This is a genomic window from Peribacillus sp. P4_D6, from assembly GCF_056401795.1.
Window position 1 is genome coordinate 34,902 of record NZ_JBFUIQ010000005.1, and the last position, 16,860, is coordinate 51,761.

A 16,860-nucleotide genomic window follows, 5' to 3' on the forward strand; every position below is an offset into this window, starting at 1 on the left:
CACTCTTTTTACTCTTTCAGGCAGGATATTTCCGGATAACGCGGAATATATGACTGGGAAGGAGTGGAGTCATTTTTGAAAAATATTGTAGATCCATGGTTCACCGTTCAGGGATTGGACTCAAAAACGTTTGCAATCAGTGAATATGGTCATTGGGAGAAAGTTCATTCCTTTTTATTACTTGGTGAGACCCGGGCTGCGTTAATCGACACAGGATTAGGCATCGATTCGATTAAGCGGATTACAGACCAGCTTACCGATCTTCCGATCATCGTTCTGACCACACACGTTCATGCGGATCATATTGGCGGTCACGGTGATTATGAAACGATTTATGTTCATGGTGATGATGCCAATTGGCTGATTAACGGCATTGAAGGTTTGCCCTTGGAACAAATAAGAAAGAACATGGCCCGGGATATCACATTACCCATACCCGATTCATTCAATCCTGATACATACAAGCCATACCAGGGGTACCCCGATAGACTTTTATCGGACGGGGACACGATTGATCTTGGAAACCGAAGTTTAAGCATTTATCATACACCTGGTCATTCGCCTGGCCACATTTCAATTTTGGATGATGAAACAGGTTATTTATTTACTGGCGACCTGCTTTATTCAGATACTCCCGTTTATGCCTTTTATCCCTCGACAAGCCCTGAAGACCTTGTTAATTCGTTAGAAAAAATCGCAAAGATCAAGGCAGTCTCCAAAATCTATGGCGTTCACAACCAACTAGGCCTCGAACCAAAGATCCTTGAAGAAGTCCTTGCAGCCATTCAATATCTTAAAGAGAATCATTTGGTCAGACACGGAACGGGTGTACATGCATTCAAAAGTTTCAGTGTACATTTCTAGATAAGAAAGGCATTGCTTTTACGCAATGCCCTCTCGTTCAAAAAGTCATGGCCATTGCACCTTGCTTGATCGATCTGCAGGAATGCCTTTCCACGAAATGGTGTGGAATGATGGTCCCGGCAGGAGCATCTCCAGTCTGCAGCATATGAATGATGCCCTTAGCGGCCTGATATCCCAAATCAAAAATATTAATATCTACGGAGGTCAGAGCTGGTAATGACAGTTCAGAGAAAAGAACGTTATTGAAGCTGACGATTGACATTTCTTCAGGAGTGCGCACGCCCATTTCGCGAAGTGAATGCACGATGCCAAGTGCCATGAGATCATCACTGACCACCAAAGCGGTAGGTGGTTCATCGATGGATAGTAACCTTTTTGCAGCAGCTTGTCCCCCTTCATGCAAAAAATCTTCATGCAGGGTATATTCCATCCTTCGATCGATTCCAGCCCTCTCCAATGCCCGTTCATATCCTGATAAGCGATCAATGGTCATCATGAGGGATTCATCACCTCCGATGAATCCAACCCTTTCATGTCCTAGCTTTATGAGGTAATCCGTTGCCTGTTCGGCAGCCAAGACATTATCGTTATCAACATATGTTATCTCCTCGATGTAATCATAGGGTTTCCCAATGATCACAAATGGAAAATCCCTTTCCCTCAAATAGGTCAGAATGTGATCGTTCATCCTTGAATACATCAGGATTATTCCATCCACCATCCCCCCCTGCACCATATTCACTACTCCTTCGTAGATTTCATCTTCTGTTTTTCCCGTGCTTAACAACAGGGAATAATGATTTTCCTGAGCCCCCTCACTTAGACCCTGGAGGATCGTAGGAAAAAAGGGATTTTGATAATAATCATTTGACGAACTTGGCATTACCAAGCCAATGATCCTGGTCGATTGATTGGCAAGACTACGTGCAATGAAGTTTGGATGGTATCCTAATTTAGTCATCGCCTTACGTACCCTTACCTTTGTTTTTTCACTTATCCGAGGATTATTTGCAATCACTCGAGAAACTGTTGAAGGAGCAACATTCGCTAGCTGTGCCACATCTTTTATTGTGATGGCCATGCATTTCCCCTCTCCTTTCTAAGCCTTTATTGACTTCATTAAAAAAAAGGTGAATACCAATAAACACTTCTCTAATATTCGTTTTATATTTATACATTTTGTATGTATTCATAATACACTCAGTTCAATAGTTATATCCATACTTTTTTTAATGTTCGTTTAATTTTTCAGAAAATACTCACTTTTCCGTTTTTTAACCTAAGTTTAAAATTCAAAAAGAAGCTGATGGATGATCAGCTTCTTGAAAAAAGACAGGTCTATTGGAAATTAAGAAGTCAGACGACTAACTACATAGGTTTTAGGCTAATTCCCAATCAAGTCCATAGAATCAATAACGATAAATCCTCGTTTCATATGGACGTAAATCAATAAGGGGCACCTCAGGACAATCCTCATAATTAGCCAGCAAGAGTTCCATTCCCCCCCAATAAGAAAGGTCGATTTGATGGTGATTCATACTAAAGTTACATACTACCATGACTGAATTTTCATTCATACTTCTTGTATAAATATAAAGTTCAGGGTGATCTTCCCATAATAACTCATATTCCCCATAAACAAGGACCTGATGTTTTTTTCGAAGTTCAATCATCTTTTTATAAAAATGATAAATGGATGACGGGTCATTTTTCTGCTGTTCTACATTAATGGCGCGATAATTTGGATTAACCCTCATCCAAGGGGTTCCATGAGTGAATCCGCCATTTTCAAGCTCATTCCATTGCATCGGTGTTCGTGAATTATCACGGCCGCTATGCCATATAATGTTCATGATCTCATCATGTGGCCGCCCTTTCGAGGTCTCTATCCTATAAAAGTTTTTCATTCCGACATCATCATAATCATCAATCGAATCAAATTGGACATTTGTCATGCCAATTTCCTGACCTTGATAAATAAAAGGTGTCCCTTGCATGAAAAAGTAAAGGGCCCCAATCATTTTTGCGCTTTCCAACCAATATTGATGATCATTTCCCCAGGTGGATACACTTCTCGGCTGGTCATGATTTTCAAAAAACAAAGCATTCCATCCTTTGTTTTTCAGCCCCTTTTGCCATTTCGTCATCGTTCGCTTTAACCCTTGAACATCAACAGCGTGATTCTGTCCCCTATTCCATAGACCAAGATGTTCAAATTGAAAGATCATATTGAACTTCCCATTCGATTCCCCGACCCATTCTTCCGCCTGCTCTATCCTGACGCCATTGGCCTCACCGACCGTCATGATATCATACTTAGAGAAAGTCTCTTCTTTCAACTCCTGAAGGTAATCCAGAATCCCGTCCTGATTCGTATGCATTTCAAAAGCAGGTACATACTGATGCCAATAAGGATTGGGCATATCAGGAAGGCCTTCACGCTTATGAATATGCGTGATCGCATCAATCCGGAAGCCATCGATTCCCTTATCGAGCCACCAATTGACCATTTCATATAATGCCTTTCGCACATCAGTGTTTTTCCAGTTTAAGTCCGGCTGCTTTTCGGCAAATAGATGTAAATAGTATTGATTGGTCCTTTCATCGAACTTCCAGGCACTTCCGGAAAAGATGCTTTCCCAATTATTAGGCTCACGGCCATCCTGACCATCCCTCCAAATATACCAATCCCGTTTCGGATTATCGCGGGAAGAACGTGACTCGACGAACCAGGGGTGCTCATCACTTGTATGATTCAAAACAAGGTCGAGTATCACCTTCATCCCACGCCCATGAACATCTTTCAATAACAGATCAATATCTTCGATTGAACCGAATTCATCGGAAACTGCTTGATAATCACTAATATCGTAGCCATTATCCGCATTGGGCGATTTATAAAAAGGACAAATCCAAATGACGTCTATCCCTAATTCCTGCAGATAGTCGAGCTTTGAAATCAAACCTTTTATGTCTCCGACCCCATCACCATTACTATCCATGAAACTGCGCGGGTAAATTTGATAGCAAACCGCTTCTTTCCACCAGGTCTTATTCATGCTGTAACCTCCCGATCCTGTTTTCCACAAAGCCTTAGGGACAATGTTTGGCGGCTACCGACATTCGAGAGGTATATGATTATTTTGGTTGATTCCGTTTTGAACGTTTAATAACCAAAGCAATGAATATACCAAAAATGAGAAGAACCAATCCTATGACTAACAGGTAAGGAATATTAATAATCGACTTAGGTGACAGCGTATAGACTTCTGTCGTCTCCCTGTCGATTACGATAGAGTAGCTGTTGTCCTTACTGCGGACCAGATCCCCATTCAGCATACCTCTCAACTCTTTATTACTTTCAAGTTCCTTATCAGCAAGGTTTATCGTTTGAGTTTCAGTCGTATTGTTCATGGCGACGACGATCGTTTCATCACCATACACACGCTTGAATACGGAAGCTCCGCCTTCTTCATATAAAAGCTCCATATCCCCTTTTACCAATGCTGGGTACATGTCTCTGAGATCAGAAAGCTTTGTTATATATTCCACCAATTCCTGTTCTGTCTTAAAATTCATCAACTTATGATTATCCGGGGCAATATCGCCATTTAAGGCAATTTCCGATCCATAAAATACGATAGGCACCCCTGGCATCGTATAAAGATACGACAGAGCCATTCTCCATCTGGAGCCTGGATTTTCGTTATGATCGGCTGCATCCTTTGTAAAACGGGGCATTTCCTGTGTGTCCATGAACAATGCCTGATGGGCATTGCCCCCTAATTCATCTTCGCTTTTTGCAAACGCATTAAAAACAGGTTTCAATTCCTTATCGGGCGCAGCATATGCTTCACGTAGCTCAGCATTCTGCGGATAAGCCATAAAAGCATCGATGCCCGTCTCCTTGTAGCTTGAGATCAATTTCGCATCACCTTGAACATCGCCGATTGTATAGAAATTTGATTTTTCAGATTTGACTGCATCCACAAATTCCTTCCAAAAATCTTTTGCTACGTATTGGACTTTATTTATACGGTATCCATCAATATCGGTTTCCGTTATCCACCATTTGGCAGCATCAAGTAAATATTTCCTTGTTTCCTCATTATCTTGATTCAAATCGGGAAGACCATCAACCCACCCTGTTTCCAAATCCGTTTGGCTACCGTCCTTGGAAATCTTTTTTTCTTCATGGAACCAATCTTGTTTTTTTGGATCGGTCAGCCACGCGGATTCAGGCCCCACATTATTTGCTTGAAAATCAATGATCACCTTCATATCGCGTTTATGTGCCTCATTCACGAGTTTTTTAAACTCTTCCATTGTCCCATAGTGTTTATCCGTTTTATAAAAATCGGCCACCCAATCGCCATGATAACCATTTGCATCATTAGCGAAAATCGGTGAAAGGATGATAGCGGTATAACCCATATCTTTTAAATAATTCAGTTTCTTCGTGACACCTTCGAAATCCCCGCCATTAAACGTGGAAGGATCATTCACGTTCGCATCTCCATTATTTTGGGTATCCCCATCGAAAAATCTGTCGACCAATAATGAATATACGATTTCATCCTTCCAAGTTCGTTGTTCTTTTTCAGCTGCTCCTACTGGAATGGCGTAAAAAAGAAGCAGCGGAATTAAAGCGAGTGATAACGCTCTTTTTCTCATATCCGTTCTCCTCCTAGCTATCTCTTTACGCCTTTAAGATTAGCCTTTTGACCCCTTAACGTCAAATCCAATTTATAAAAAACTTTACACTTAAGGGACAAACTGGGGATACTGGATATGGTTACTGAATTGGAAAAGAGCCGAACACGGTTAACGTTCTTTTTTTATCTTCTTGACCGCTTTATCCAAAGCCCTTTTTGGTTTTGCTTTTTGAGTGGTCATTTCATCCATGGCTGAATTCATCGGTCCCCATACTTTATTCATTTCCGGAATATTCGGCACGGGTTCGGCGTATTGTAATTGTATGCTTAAGGCTTGTGCCCTTTCATTTTCTTTGATTGCGGCATTGTGTTTAATTGATTTATTAGGTGGGATTTCCCCTGTTAAATCGAAACGCTTCATTGCATTATCATCATTAGTCAAATATTCAACTAACTTCGTAGACCAATAAGGGTGTTTTGTGAATGCTGTTACATGCCAGCCTTTGATTTCCATGAACGTTTTCATTGGCTGACCATTGGGCAATTCTGGCATGGGGGCAATTCCTGTATCCTTTCGCTCGGTAAATGAGTTCCCGTCACTCATGATGGAAGCCAATTTACCTTGTAAAAACAACTTCTCGATTCCTGCCTTRCCGCCTTTAGGAATCAAACCCGCCCTATACCATTTTTGGATGTACCCAGCCCCTTTTATGGAACCCTTATTATTCAAACCAATGTCGGAAGGGTCTAACTTTCCATTCTTATCTTTAAATATATAACCTCCCATTCCAGCCATTACTCCATACGAATCATGGAAATCATTCCACTTGGCATAGTAACCATGCACGTTACGCTTTCTTAATTCCTTCGTCATTTTATAAAGGTCATTCATCGTCTCAGGAGCTTTAGCCATCAATTTTTTATTATAAATGAAGACGGAGGTGGTTACGGACTTTGGCAATCCAAAAACCTTATCTTGATATATCTCCCCCCTAATTGAAGGTTCAATGAATGCATTCAATACCTCATCTTTCACCTTCACTTCCTGAATTAAGCCTTCCTTCACGATTTGCCCGACCTTTTCATGGGAAAAAGTTACGACATCCGGTGCCTTTCCATTTCCGATTGGCCCATCTCGACGAAGTCGTTCATACATCTCGGTAGCCATTTCAAGCTCTTCATGCTCAACTTTGATTCCATATTCATTTTCAAAGGCTTCAATCACCGGCTTTAGGGCCTCCGCTTTACCCTCTTCCTCCCAAATGATCAGTTTTTCCGGCTTCGCTTCATTGCTGGCTTCGTCTTCTTTTTTCTTATTTTCTTTCACTGCTTTATTTTCTAAATCTGAACTGGATCCGCAAGCACTTACACTAACAATCAATAATATGGACATGAACAAATGAAAAATCAGCTTCTTCACTTTCATTCTCCTTTTTGCAATGTTTATTCTATCATGTCCAAAAGCACCAAATAATACTGTTTTTCAGTTCAGTACTTCAAATAAAGCCAACTGATGAAAGCGATACCAAAGCTATTGTTATCATTATATGAACGGCTTTGATTTTTACAACATTTTCCTTGGCGTATTTATTTCCTTGTAGTGATGAACAATTTTTGTTATTTTTTAGTTAATAAGTGCTTCTTTCAATTGAAATTGGGTATATAACCAAAATGAAAAAGCACTTTACCTGGCTTAGTACCACTTCATAGAGACCCTCCTCGTAACAGCCGGAAGTTTCCTTTTTCACAGTCCCAAAACTTATAGAATCGGAGTGGTTTTCATGGAATTTTCATCCATACACCATAGACCTAATGACAATTACGGCTATCCTATCAACACTGAAACCCTACATATCCGCTTACGTACGAAAAAACAAGATATCTCCTTAGTTGGATTGATTTTTGGGGATCCCTACATTTCAAATAATGGTCAATGGCAGTACGAGGAACTTCCCATGAGTCTGTCGGGCAGCGATACCCGTTATGATTATTGGCATATCTATGTGAAGCCTCCCTACCGAAGAATTCGATATGGGTTCAAAGTATCGGCAGAAGAAGAATGCTCCATTTACACGGAAAAGGGCTTCTTCAAAGAGCCTCCCCGAGATCCCGGATGCTATTTTGCGATTCCCTATCTCCATCAAAATGAAGTTTTCGGGGCACCGGAATGGGTCAAAGATACAATTTGGTACCAAATTTTCCCTGAACGATTCGCAAACGGAAACCCCGCCAACGACCCCGAAGGTGTGAAACCCTGGGGAAGTGAAGAACCGGCGGTGGATAATTTTTTTGGCGGGGACTTCGAAGGAATCATTGAACATTTGGATTATCTTGAGAATCTTGGCATCAACGGAATTTATTTCACGCCAATCTTCCATGCCTACTCCAATCATAAATACGATACGATTGATTATCGGAGTATCGATCCGCAATTCGGAACGAAGGAAACATTGAAAACACTAATAGCCGAATGCCATAAACGGAATATACGGGTCATGCTGGATGCCGTTTTTAACCATRGCGGCTACTATTTCCCCCCTTTCCAGGATTTACTCGAAAAAGGGGAGAAATCGAAATATAAGGATTGGTTCCACCCTCACAGCTTCCCTCTTAAGGGAGGGGAAAGGCCCAATTATGAAACATTCGGTTTTTTTGAATCGATGCCAAAATTGAATACGGCAAATCCGGAGGTGAAAGAATATCTGCTCGAAGTCTCGGCTTATTGGATCAAGGAGTTCGATATAGACGCCTGGCGGCTCGATGTCGCAAATGAAGTCGATCAGCCATTCTGGCGTGAATTTCGAACAACGGTGAAAAATATAAAGCCTGACCTTTATGTTCTTGGGGAAATTTGGCATGACTCCATGCCATGGCTTCGCGGTGATCAGTTCGATGCCGTCATGAATTACCCTTTCACCAACCAAGTCTTTCGCCTGGTCGCCTCACAAACCATCAATGCACGCGAGTTCACTGAAGAAATGACAGCCATCTATCACAGTTATCCTACCAATGTTTTTGACGTGACATTCAACCTTCTTGGAAGCCATGATACACCGCGGATTTTCACGGATTGCGGGGAAGATCTAGCTAGAGCCAAGCTCATTCACGCAATCCTGCTGACATTCAATGGCAGCCCTTGTATTTATTATGGAGATGAAATCGGCTTAACCGGCGGCATGGATCCAGGATGCCGAAAATGCATGGTCTGGGAAGAAGAAAAACAAAACACCGAGCTACTCAATGAAATTAAGGCATTGATCCGCTTGCGAAAAGAAGAAAGGTTACTTGCCAATGACGGGGAGTTTAAATTCCTTGATACAGCCGGAAATGAAAATATCGTGGCTTACCAAAAGTATAATGAAAAACGTTCTGTCGTGATCCTCATCAATCCGACCGATGTCAAGCAATCCTTTACCCTTCCTGTTGATTTGAAAGGACGTACACTAACGGATTTAAGGACGAAGGAAACCACACAAGTTGGCAAATTTGAATTGGGTGGTTATCAATATAAAATTCTCGCAATCAATCATTAGGCAAATGGAAACGGGGCGTTGATAATCATCCGCCCCGTTTTTTTCACTCGATTATTTGGATATCATATTCTTTGAACCATACATGGGTCTGTGCCAAATGCGCGAGCAATTGTGGCCCTGACATCAATTGGCCGAACCATGGCACTTTAAAAGCCGCACCCTTGGAATCTACTATATCGGTTAGCTTCTGTTTATCGAAAAATTCATGCAGGATCGAATTATTATCCGTCAGTAAGTCTTTCAACCACGCCTGCACACTGTCTGTATATATAGGGTTATGGGTTTTTGGATATGGACTTTTTTTACGATACAATACTTCATCCGGTAATAGCCCCTCCAAAGCCTTCCTAAGAATACCCTTTTCACGGTTGCCTTCCATTTTCATTTCCCAAGGAATGTTCCATGCATATTCAACAAGGCGATGATCGGCAAATGGCACGCGCACCTCTAGACTTGCCCCCATACTCATCCGATCCTTCCGGTCAAGGAGCGTCGTCATGAACCATAATAAATTCACATAGAAAAGCTCTCTCCGCTTTGCCGCTATACCGCTTTCCCCTTCCAATTTAGGCGTTTCGGCAAGGGTGGCCAAATAAGCTTCCTGGGCATATTCCTCCAGCTTCAATTTCTCGCGCCATCCCGTTTTCAATAAAGATACCCGCTCATCCGTAGATCTCATCCATGGAAAACCAGCACGATTCAAATCATCCTCACGGTGAAACCAAGGATAACCTCCAAAAATTTCGTCCGCACATTCGCCGGACAGGCCAACGACAAAATCCCGCTTGATTTCCTTACAAAACCAAAGTAAAGAAGAATCGACATCCGCCATGCCTGGGAGGTCCCTTACAAGGACAGCTTCCGTTAAATAATTTGTCAGCTGCTCTTGAGAGATGACCGATGAATGGTGAACCGTGTTAAAACTATCCGACATCTTTTTAATCCAATACCCATCGGAGTTTGGCTGAAAATCATTTGCCTTGAAATAACGCTCATTATCCTCATAATCAATGGAATACGTATGAAGCTGGCCTTTCCCTTCTTTTTGATAGGCATTTGCAGCAATGGCCGTAATTGCGCTTGAGTCAAGCCCTCCTGATAAGAAGGTACAAAGCGGAACATCAGATACAAGTTGCCGCGTCACTGCATCTTCGACAAGGAAGCGAACCCTCTCGGCCGTCTCATCAAGCGTATCCCGATGTTCTTCGCTTTTCACATTCCAATATCTCCAAATCCGGAGGCCTTTCCTTGATAAAGTAAGCGCATGGGCGGGCCTTAATTCCTGGATATCATGAAATACGCCTGAACCTGGCTTCCGGGATGGACCAACACCAAAAACTTCAGACAACCCTTCGCGGTCAATCTCCGTTTTAACATCCGGATGGGCCAGAATCGCCTTCAGCTCCGATCCGAAAATGAACCCGCCGTCCCTTTCCGCATAAAAGAATGGTTTTACCCCCATGCGATCTCTTCCGACGAATAATTTCTGTTCCTTTTCATCCCAAATCGCAAACGCAAAAATCCCATTGAACAAGTCAATGCATTTTTCTTTCCATTCTATATAAGAAGTTAGCAAAACTTCTGTATCAGAATGACCGTTAAAGGAATATCCTTTTAATAATAGCTGTTTACGAATATCCTCGGTGTTATATAGCTCACCATTATAACAAAGCGTATATCTGCCGTTTTCATGATTTTTCGTCATCGGCTGTTTTCCGCCTTCCGCATCGACAACCGTTAACCGTTTATGACCAAAGGCAACATGGGCTTCGCTCCAAACATTATCTTCGTCAGGCCCCCGCTTTGCCAACGTTTTTGTCATGTTTTCCAGCGTTTTCGTTTTTGTCCGTAAATCTTTTTGAAAATGCACCCAGCCTGTTATCCCACACATTTTACACTTCATCCTTTCTATCCGGACTATCAAAAATATATTGGCTCCCTGTCTTAAAAAGATTTACAGTCCCTAAGTATCGCTCAGCATCATTCCGTAGGGCCACCTGCCAACAACGCCCGGCGTCGTTAATGAATTGTTGAGCAAAGCATCCCGTGTTAAACATAGCCTATGCAAAGACGGAAAGATGGTTATTTGTCCATAATATTTTAAAATATACAGTTATATTTTCATTGGATTTTGACTAAAAAGTAGGTGAGGATTCCACTATTGGAGGTATATGTATGAGTCAGCAACAACGAACTAAGTTAATGAATAGGCAAACAAGAGCTTTTACCGAAGGAACAGTGGAAAATATCAATCAACAATGGATTTTTTTCGATGATGAAACAGATGAGGCCTGCTCCATTGAAGACCACGTTGACAGCATCATCGAAGTGTACAGGGGCGGGCGCTGGCAGCAAGGAGTAATTGAAGAAGAGGGAAAGATCCTGCTTCATCGGGAAATCACCTTCTTAAGGGAAAATGAGCCCATTCGGATACGCAAAAAACTGCTCTACTCTTTTGAACGTTTATTGGAAGAATTGAACGATGATTCCTTTTTCCAATTTGTAACGACATTGAATTCACTTGATTTTTCTATTTATGATTGTATATATAGCTATAACCAGCTCACTTTTTTAAGGGCCGTCCCAAACCAGTCCGGCGTGAATTTCTTCACCTTTGATAACGAGAGCCAAATTTGTCTCGTTCAGCACCATTTTTCTTACGGGAAAAAGGATCATGATCGTTTTGAATTCACCCTGAACACCGGAAAAAGGATCGTCATTGAGAAAGTGAATTCACAATAACGGGTAAAAGAAAACGGGTAAATGAGATTTCCTCATTTACCCGTCTTTAATTCTGTATTAAAAAAAGTCCATTCCTTGTGGCAGTGAAAGTCCTAAATAAAGGACGAATACAAGCGCTACGATGAACAATATCCACATGGCACCTGTGCTTTTTCTTTTTTTCGTACGGACCAGCACCATTTCCATCGCCGCAATCACGATGATTCCAACAATCATTTTTACTGCGTAAGCACCAAAATCAGTGATCAGCATGCCGCCAGTAAGGAAAATCAATAGATAGAACAACCGTGTTATCATATGTAGCATTTTCGCTTTCGGGTTTGCACCTTTAAGCATCGAATATGTGACAAAGAAAAGAATGATTCCGATAACCCAAGCTGTAATATGCATATGTGTAGTCATTTTTTTGCCCCCTCGTTCAGTTTCCATTTCATCATATCATAGGCTTTTACAAAAAAACAAAGCTAAGTATCCACCTGAATGGGTAAAACCAACAATTTAATGAACATCATTTACATTTCTTCTTAACTGGTCCCTACCTGCGCATGACCGGCTTTTTACCATACGTAAAAAAACGCCATATATATTCAACCGGTCCGTATTCATAAAGGCCCATCCACAATAAGGAAAGCAGGATTTGCAGGCAAAACAGGGCTATTAGAAAAACAAATCCTGTCGTATATGAGACTGATCCATATAAACCAAGGCCATATGAATAAAAAATGCCCGTACATACCATAGATTGGAACAAGTAATTGCTCATCGACATCCTTCCGATATACGAAAGCGGATGTAACAGGCGGGAAGCCCCTGCCCGTTCCGCCAAAAGCGTGATTGCCGTGATATAAAAAATCGTAAGTAACGGTCCTCCCAAATAATCCTGGACGAATATCGTTCCAAAATGGTATACCGTTACATATGGCAGCATCTTAATTGACATGCCCAATAGCAAGCTTACGATCGATATCGCTTTCAATTGTCGTTTATATTGGGTTGGATTTTGGAGAAAGCCTTGTTTTGCCACGCCTGCTCCCATTAAAAAAAACGGAAAAATCGATAAAAAAAGGATAATGGCATTTAAAGGGTTGTTCACCATATACCAATCCAACGCCCTTTGACTCATCAGTTCCGTAAATGTACCAGATTGATAAACTTCCAAAGACTGTTTCATCATCGCCGAATCAGTCGTGATCGCCATCCCTTCACTATCAAAAGTGCCCATTATAAGAAATAGAGAACCCAATATTGCAAAAGGCAGGACATAACAAACCGAGCCAAGCAGAATTAAATTCCGGCCCTTCATCTTATAAAAAAACAAAAGTGCAAACCCAAATACAGCATAATTAATGAGGATGTCCCCATGCCAGATGAAGAAAGCATGAATGCAGCCAAGTACTAGCAGGAAACTTAGCCTTTTCATATATAGTAACGGAAATGAAATACCCTTTTCTTCACTCCTTACTGCCAAAATGATTGCCCCGAAACCGAACAGAAAGGCAAATAACGGATAAAAGCTGGCCTGTGCGACTATATCACTGAATCTGTACAATATCCCATCCCATCCTCCTGCCCACCGCTCGGCACCATCTATGTACAAGAGCGGGGAGTGGAAAGAAGGCATATTCACTAAAAATATCCCTAAAATGGCTAATCCACGTAAAATATCGATGCTTACGATCCGTTTACTTTCCTGCAATGGTACCATTGCGCCCTTCATAGGTACACCCTCTTTCATTCATACAGATTTAACATCTTTTCTATATCTCCATTGCATCACCTTTAACTTTCGTGACCGCTTTGTGCTTTTTTATCAGTATGACAAACAAGCTGCCCAATAAGCAAAAGATTCCTGCAAGGAAGAATGCCCAAGTATAGGAGTTGAATATTTTGAAGATAAGCCCTCCACCGTACGCCGCCACTGCTGCACCCACCTGATGGGCCGCGAATATCCACCCGTATACGATCCCGCTTTTCTCCATGCCAAATACTTGCCTTGAAATGCTTATGGTCGGAGGAACGGTCGCTATCCAATCCAAGCCATAGAAAACGGAAAAGATAATCAATAGACCGATAGAACCTTCATTTAATGCAAAAGGAAGTAATACGAGGGAAGCACCCCTTAGAGCGTAATACCAAAACAACAGCCAACGGTTATCAAAACGATCTGATAGCCATCCGGATACAGTCGTACCAATCAAATCAAAGATTCCCATGAAAGATAGCAGAGATGCTGCCGTCACAACCGGTAAACCAAAACTAATGCAGTAAGAAATGAAATGTGTCCCGATCAACCCGCTCGTTGAAAGTCCGCATATAAAAAAGCTACCTGCCAATAACCAGAATTCCTTCACTCTCACTGCTTCAATCAACGACTGAAAAGCCATGGCGATGGGATTCTTATTTTGGACTGTAACAGTCTCCTGCTTTTCCTCTTCCAATCCATATGGAAGAGTCCCGACTTCCTTCGGATTGTTTTTCATGAATAAAAGGATGATTGCCAGCATGATCAAGCTAAGGACCAAAATTAATCCAATCGCCCATCTCCACGAATAACTCTCAATGATGATGGCTAAAACCGGAAGTAAAATGAGCTGGCCCGTGGCCGTACTTGCCGTCAGTATCCCGACCGCCAGCCCCCGCCTCTTCTCGAACCAACGATTTGCCACATATGGGCTCAATACCGTTAAAAACACTCCAGAACCCAATCCAATGATAATTCCCCAAATTAAAATGAGCTGCCACTCATGCTGCATGAAAAAAGTGAGGAGAATCCCTGCCAATAAAGTGGACATGGCCGATACCATCATTTTCTTCAATCCAAGCACTTCAATTAGTGCGGCCATGAATGGACCCGATAATCCATAAAGAAAAAGACTTATGGCAAAGGCTAAAGAAATGACGGACCGGTCCCACCCGAATTCATTTTCAAATGGTACGATGAATACTCCCGATGATGACCTAACGATTCCGGCTACAATAATCGAGAAGAATGTTATGATTAAAATAACCCAGCTATAATGAATACGTTTCAATGATCTCCCCCACAATCCAAAACTGTTAAAATCAACATAATGAAAAAAGAAAAATTATAATAATTTGAAATATTTTATAATAGTAACACTTTATCGTTAAACAAGAAGCTTTTTTTCAAAACAAATTCCAGTGTTCCTGATTGACCTTCCCTTATCCAACAATGGCTTTAGTTAGCGGCTTACATATCAGTGTTCACCTCGATCCTCCTTTCATCAGGATCGATATCTGCATAGCTTAATATGAAACTGAATTTAAACGGCAACAAAAAAATGCTGTTCATTTCTGAACAGCGTTAGCGAGCTTCAATTAACGAATCTGCCTGTTTTCCCCTTAAATTCCCAATAATCATTACGGAGATGGATTTTTTGTATTTTCCCCGATGCCGTTTTTGGAAGCTCATCGACGAACGACACACTGGTAACTGATTTAAAATGAGCTAATTTTTCCCGTGTGAAGGCCTTTATATCATCCACCGTTAATTCCACGCCCATTTTTGGCACGATGAAGGCATGCGGTGTCTCTCCCCACTTTTCATGCGGAACGGCAATGACCGCCGCTTCAAGAATGTCCGGATGTTCGTAGAGTATTCCTTCCACTTCTATTGAAGAGATATTTTCTCCGCCACTAATGATTATATCCTTTTTGCGGTCTACTATATCCACATTCCCGTTTTCATCGATTGTGGCCATATCCCCTGTATGCAGCCATCCATTTATCAGTGTCTGGCTGGTCGCTTCTTCATTTTTCCAATAACCTAACATCACCCCATGGCTGCGGACGATAAGCTCGCCGATATCCACGCCATCATGGGCAACTTCCTCACCATCGTCATGGATAACCTTTACCTCACTGCCTATGATGGGATATCCGGCTTTCGCCTTCATTCTGTATTTTTCTTTTTCCGGAAGATCATCGAATTCAGAACGAATCAGCGATATCAGACTGACAGGTGTTGATTCTGTCATTCCGTAAATTTGAATGAACTCCCAGCCTAACTCTTTTTCCACCCTTGTAACGAATGCAGGAGGCGGAGCGGAGCCTGCAACGACGATTCGGATATCCTGCTCGATATTCGTAACATTCCGTTCATAATATTGGAACAGTGAATTCAGAACCGTCGGTGCCATATGCATGATGGAAACCTTATGCTTTTGCAGTGCATCAAATATCATTTCTGGGCTGGTTTTCCTCAAACAAACTTGAGTGGCACCATTTGCCGTATAATAAAATGGCGCCCCCCACCCATTCACGTGGAACATCGGCAGTACGTGCAAATATGTATCGCGGTCATTGACCCTGAAATGATGCATCGCACCCAGGGCATGTAAATAGTTGTTGCGGTGAGTCAGCATCACCCCTTTGGGATTTCCTGTGGTCCCGCTCGTATAAAGAAGGCTCGAAACATCATTTTCATCCACTGACTCCCGGTTAAAACACTTGTTATCATAACGTTCCAGCCAATGGCTGTAATCGGTTTCATTTATCTCCTCATCCTTATAATGAACGATTATGTGCTCCACCGATTCAAGTTCGTCCTTGACAGGGGAAATTAGATGATACAATTCCTGATCTACGAAAAGGACCTTGGACTCGCTATGGTTCAAAATGAAAACATAATCTGAAGGCTTCAAACGAATATTCAAGGGAACGATTACAGCACCAAGTTGAAATACCCCATAAAATCCTTCAAGCATTTCAATTGAGTTAGGTGCCAAATATGCCACCTTATCACCCTTTTTGACACCGATATCCCTTAAACCATTTGAAAGCTGGTTTACACGGCCATTCAGCTCTAAGTATGTTAAAACCTTGTCATCTCCAATGATGGCTTTCTTATCTCCATATAGTAAGGCTGCTCGATCTAAGAAATGCGATAATACTAATGGTACATTCATTTCCTCACCTCTATCTTTATTTGAAAATTCCGAATTAGCATTATATTACCATATCTGTTACCAACATTCCAATAATACCAACTGTTGTTATATAACAATATATTAATAGGCAGATGAATCACATCAATCATGAGCCAA

Annotated in this window: 12 protein-coding genes; 3 read left to right on the forward strand and 9 right to left on the reverse strand. The window is 41.6% G+C overall.

Annotated features, from left to right (window positions below):
- Positions 1–84: 84 nt before the first annotated feature.
- Entirely contained in the window at positions 85–864 is a 780-nt protein-coding gene (locus tag AC1DVB_RS03730) for an MBL fold metallo-hydrolase (RefSeq protein ID WP_477588238.1), read from the forward strand.
- Positions 865–901: 37 nt separating this feature from the next.
- Here the strand turns inward: AC1DVB_RS03730 and AC1DVB_RS03735 are convergent, their stop codons facing one another.
- The 4 genes from AC1DVB_RS03735 to AC1DVB_RS03750 all read right to left on the reverse strand — a co-directional run bounded on the left by AC1DVB_RS03735 (position 902) and on the right by AC1DVB_RS03750 (position 6,945).
- Positions 902–1,945: a LacI family DNA-binding transcriptional regulator gene (locus AC1DVB_RS03735; protein ID WP_095678187.1), complete on the reverse strand. Its 1,044-nt coding sequence runs from the start codon at positions 1,943–1,945 to the stop codon at positions 902–904.
- 328 nt (positions 1,946–2,273) lie between these two features.
- Positions 2,274–3,923 (reverse strand): glycoside hydrolase family 13 protein, encoded by a 1,650-nt coding sequence (locus AC1DVB_RS03740; RefSeq protein ID WP_230134927.1) that lies wholly within the window; start codon positions 3,921–3,923, stop codon positions 2,274–2,276.
- A 79-nt stretch (positions 3,924–4,002) separates the two neighbouring features.
- On the reverse strand, positions 4,003–5,538 hold the full coding sequence (locus AC1DVB_RS03745) for an alpha-amylase family glycosyl hydrolase (RefSeq protein WP_477588208.1): 1,536 nt from the start codon (positions 5,536–5,538) through the stop codon (positions 4,003–4,005).
- Positions 5,539–5,688: 150 nt separating this feature from the next.
- Positions 5,689–6,945 carry an extracellular solute-binding protein gene (locus tag AC1DVB_RS03750; RefSeq protein ID WP_230136699.1) on the reverse strand — a complete coding sequence of 419 codons (1,257 nt, stop codon included), beginning with the start codon at positions 6,943–6,945 and terminating at the stop codon, positions 5,689–5,691.
- A gap of 355 nt (positions 6,946–7,300) precedes the next feature.
- On the opposite strand from AC1DVB_RS03750, the gene AC1DVB_RS03755 reads away from it, so the two are divergent.
- Positions 7,301–9,052, forward strand: a complete 1,752-nt coding sequence (locus AC1DVB_RS03755; RefSeq protein WP_477588210.1) for a glycoside hydrolase family 13 protein — start codon at positions 7,301–7,303, stop codon at positions 9,050–9,052.
- A gap of 43 nt (positions 9,053–9,095) precedes the next feature.
- On the opposite strand, the gene asnB is transcribed toward AC1DVB_RS03755, so the two are convergent.
- Entirely contained in the window at positions 9,096–10,943 is a 1,848-nt protein-coding gene (gene asnB / locus AC1DVB_RS03760) for an asparagine synthase (glutamine-hydrolyzing) (protein ID WP_057275829.1), read from the reverse strand.
- 284 nt (positions 10,944–11,227) lie between these two features.
- Here asnB and AC1DVB_RS03765 point away from each other — a divergent pair, with 284 nt between their 5' ends.
- A complete protein-coding gene (locus AC1DVB_RS03765; RefSeq protein WP_020018810.1) occupies positions 11,228–11,794 on the forward strand; it encodes a DUF2777 domain-containing protein in 567 nt (188 codons plus the stop codon).
- A gap of 57 nt (positions 11,795–11,851) precedes the next feature.
- Here AC1DVB_RS03765 and AC1DVB_RS03770 read toward each other — a convergent pair whose 3' ends face one another.
- The 4 genes from AC1DVB_RS03770 to AC1DVB_RS03785 all read right to left on the reverse strand — a co-directional run bounded on the left by AC1DVB_RS03770 (position 11,852) and on the right by AC1DVB_RS03785 (position 16,722).
- Entirely contained in the window at positions 11,852–12,196 is a 345-nt protein-coding gene (locus tag AC1DVB_RS03770; RefSeq protein ID WP_034314600.1) for a YisL family protein, read from the reverse strand.
- Between the two features lie 133 nt (positions 12,197–12,329).
- Positions 12,330–13,511, reverse strand: a complete 1,182-nt coding sequence (locus AC1DVB_RS03775) for a DUF418 domain-containing protein (protein WP_427603156.1) — start codon at positions 13,509–13,511, stop codon at positions 12,330–12,332.
- Between the two features lie 40 nt (positions 13,512–13,551).
- A complete protein-coding gene (locus tag AC1DVB_RS03780) occupies positions 13,552–14,826 on the reverse strand; it encodes an MFS transporter (protein ID WP_411739655.1) in 1,275 nt (424 codons plus the stop codon).
- Between the two features lie 303 nt (positions 14,827–15,129).
- Complete coding sequence (locus tag AC1DVB_RS03785; RefSeq protein ID WP_454862109.1) at positions 15,130–16,722, reverse strand: long-chain-fatty-acid--CoA ligase; 1,593 nt, start codon at positions 16,720–16,722, stop codon at positions 15,130–15,132.
- Positions 16,723–16,860 lie beyond the last annotated feature (138 nt).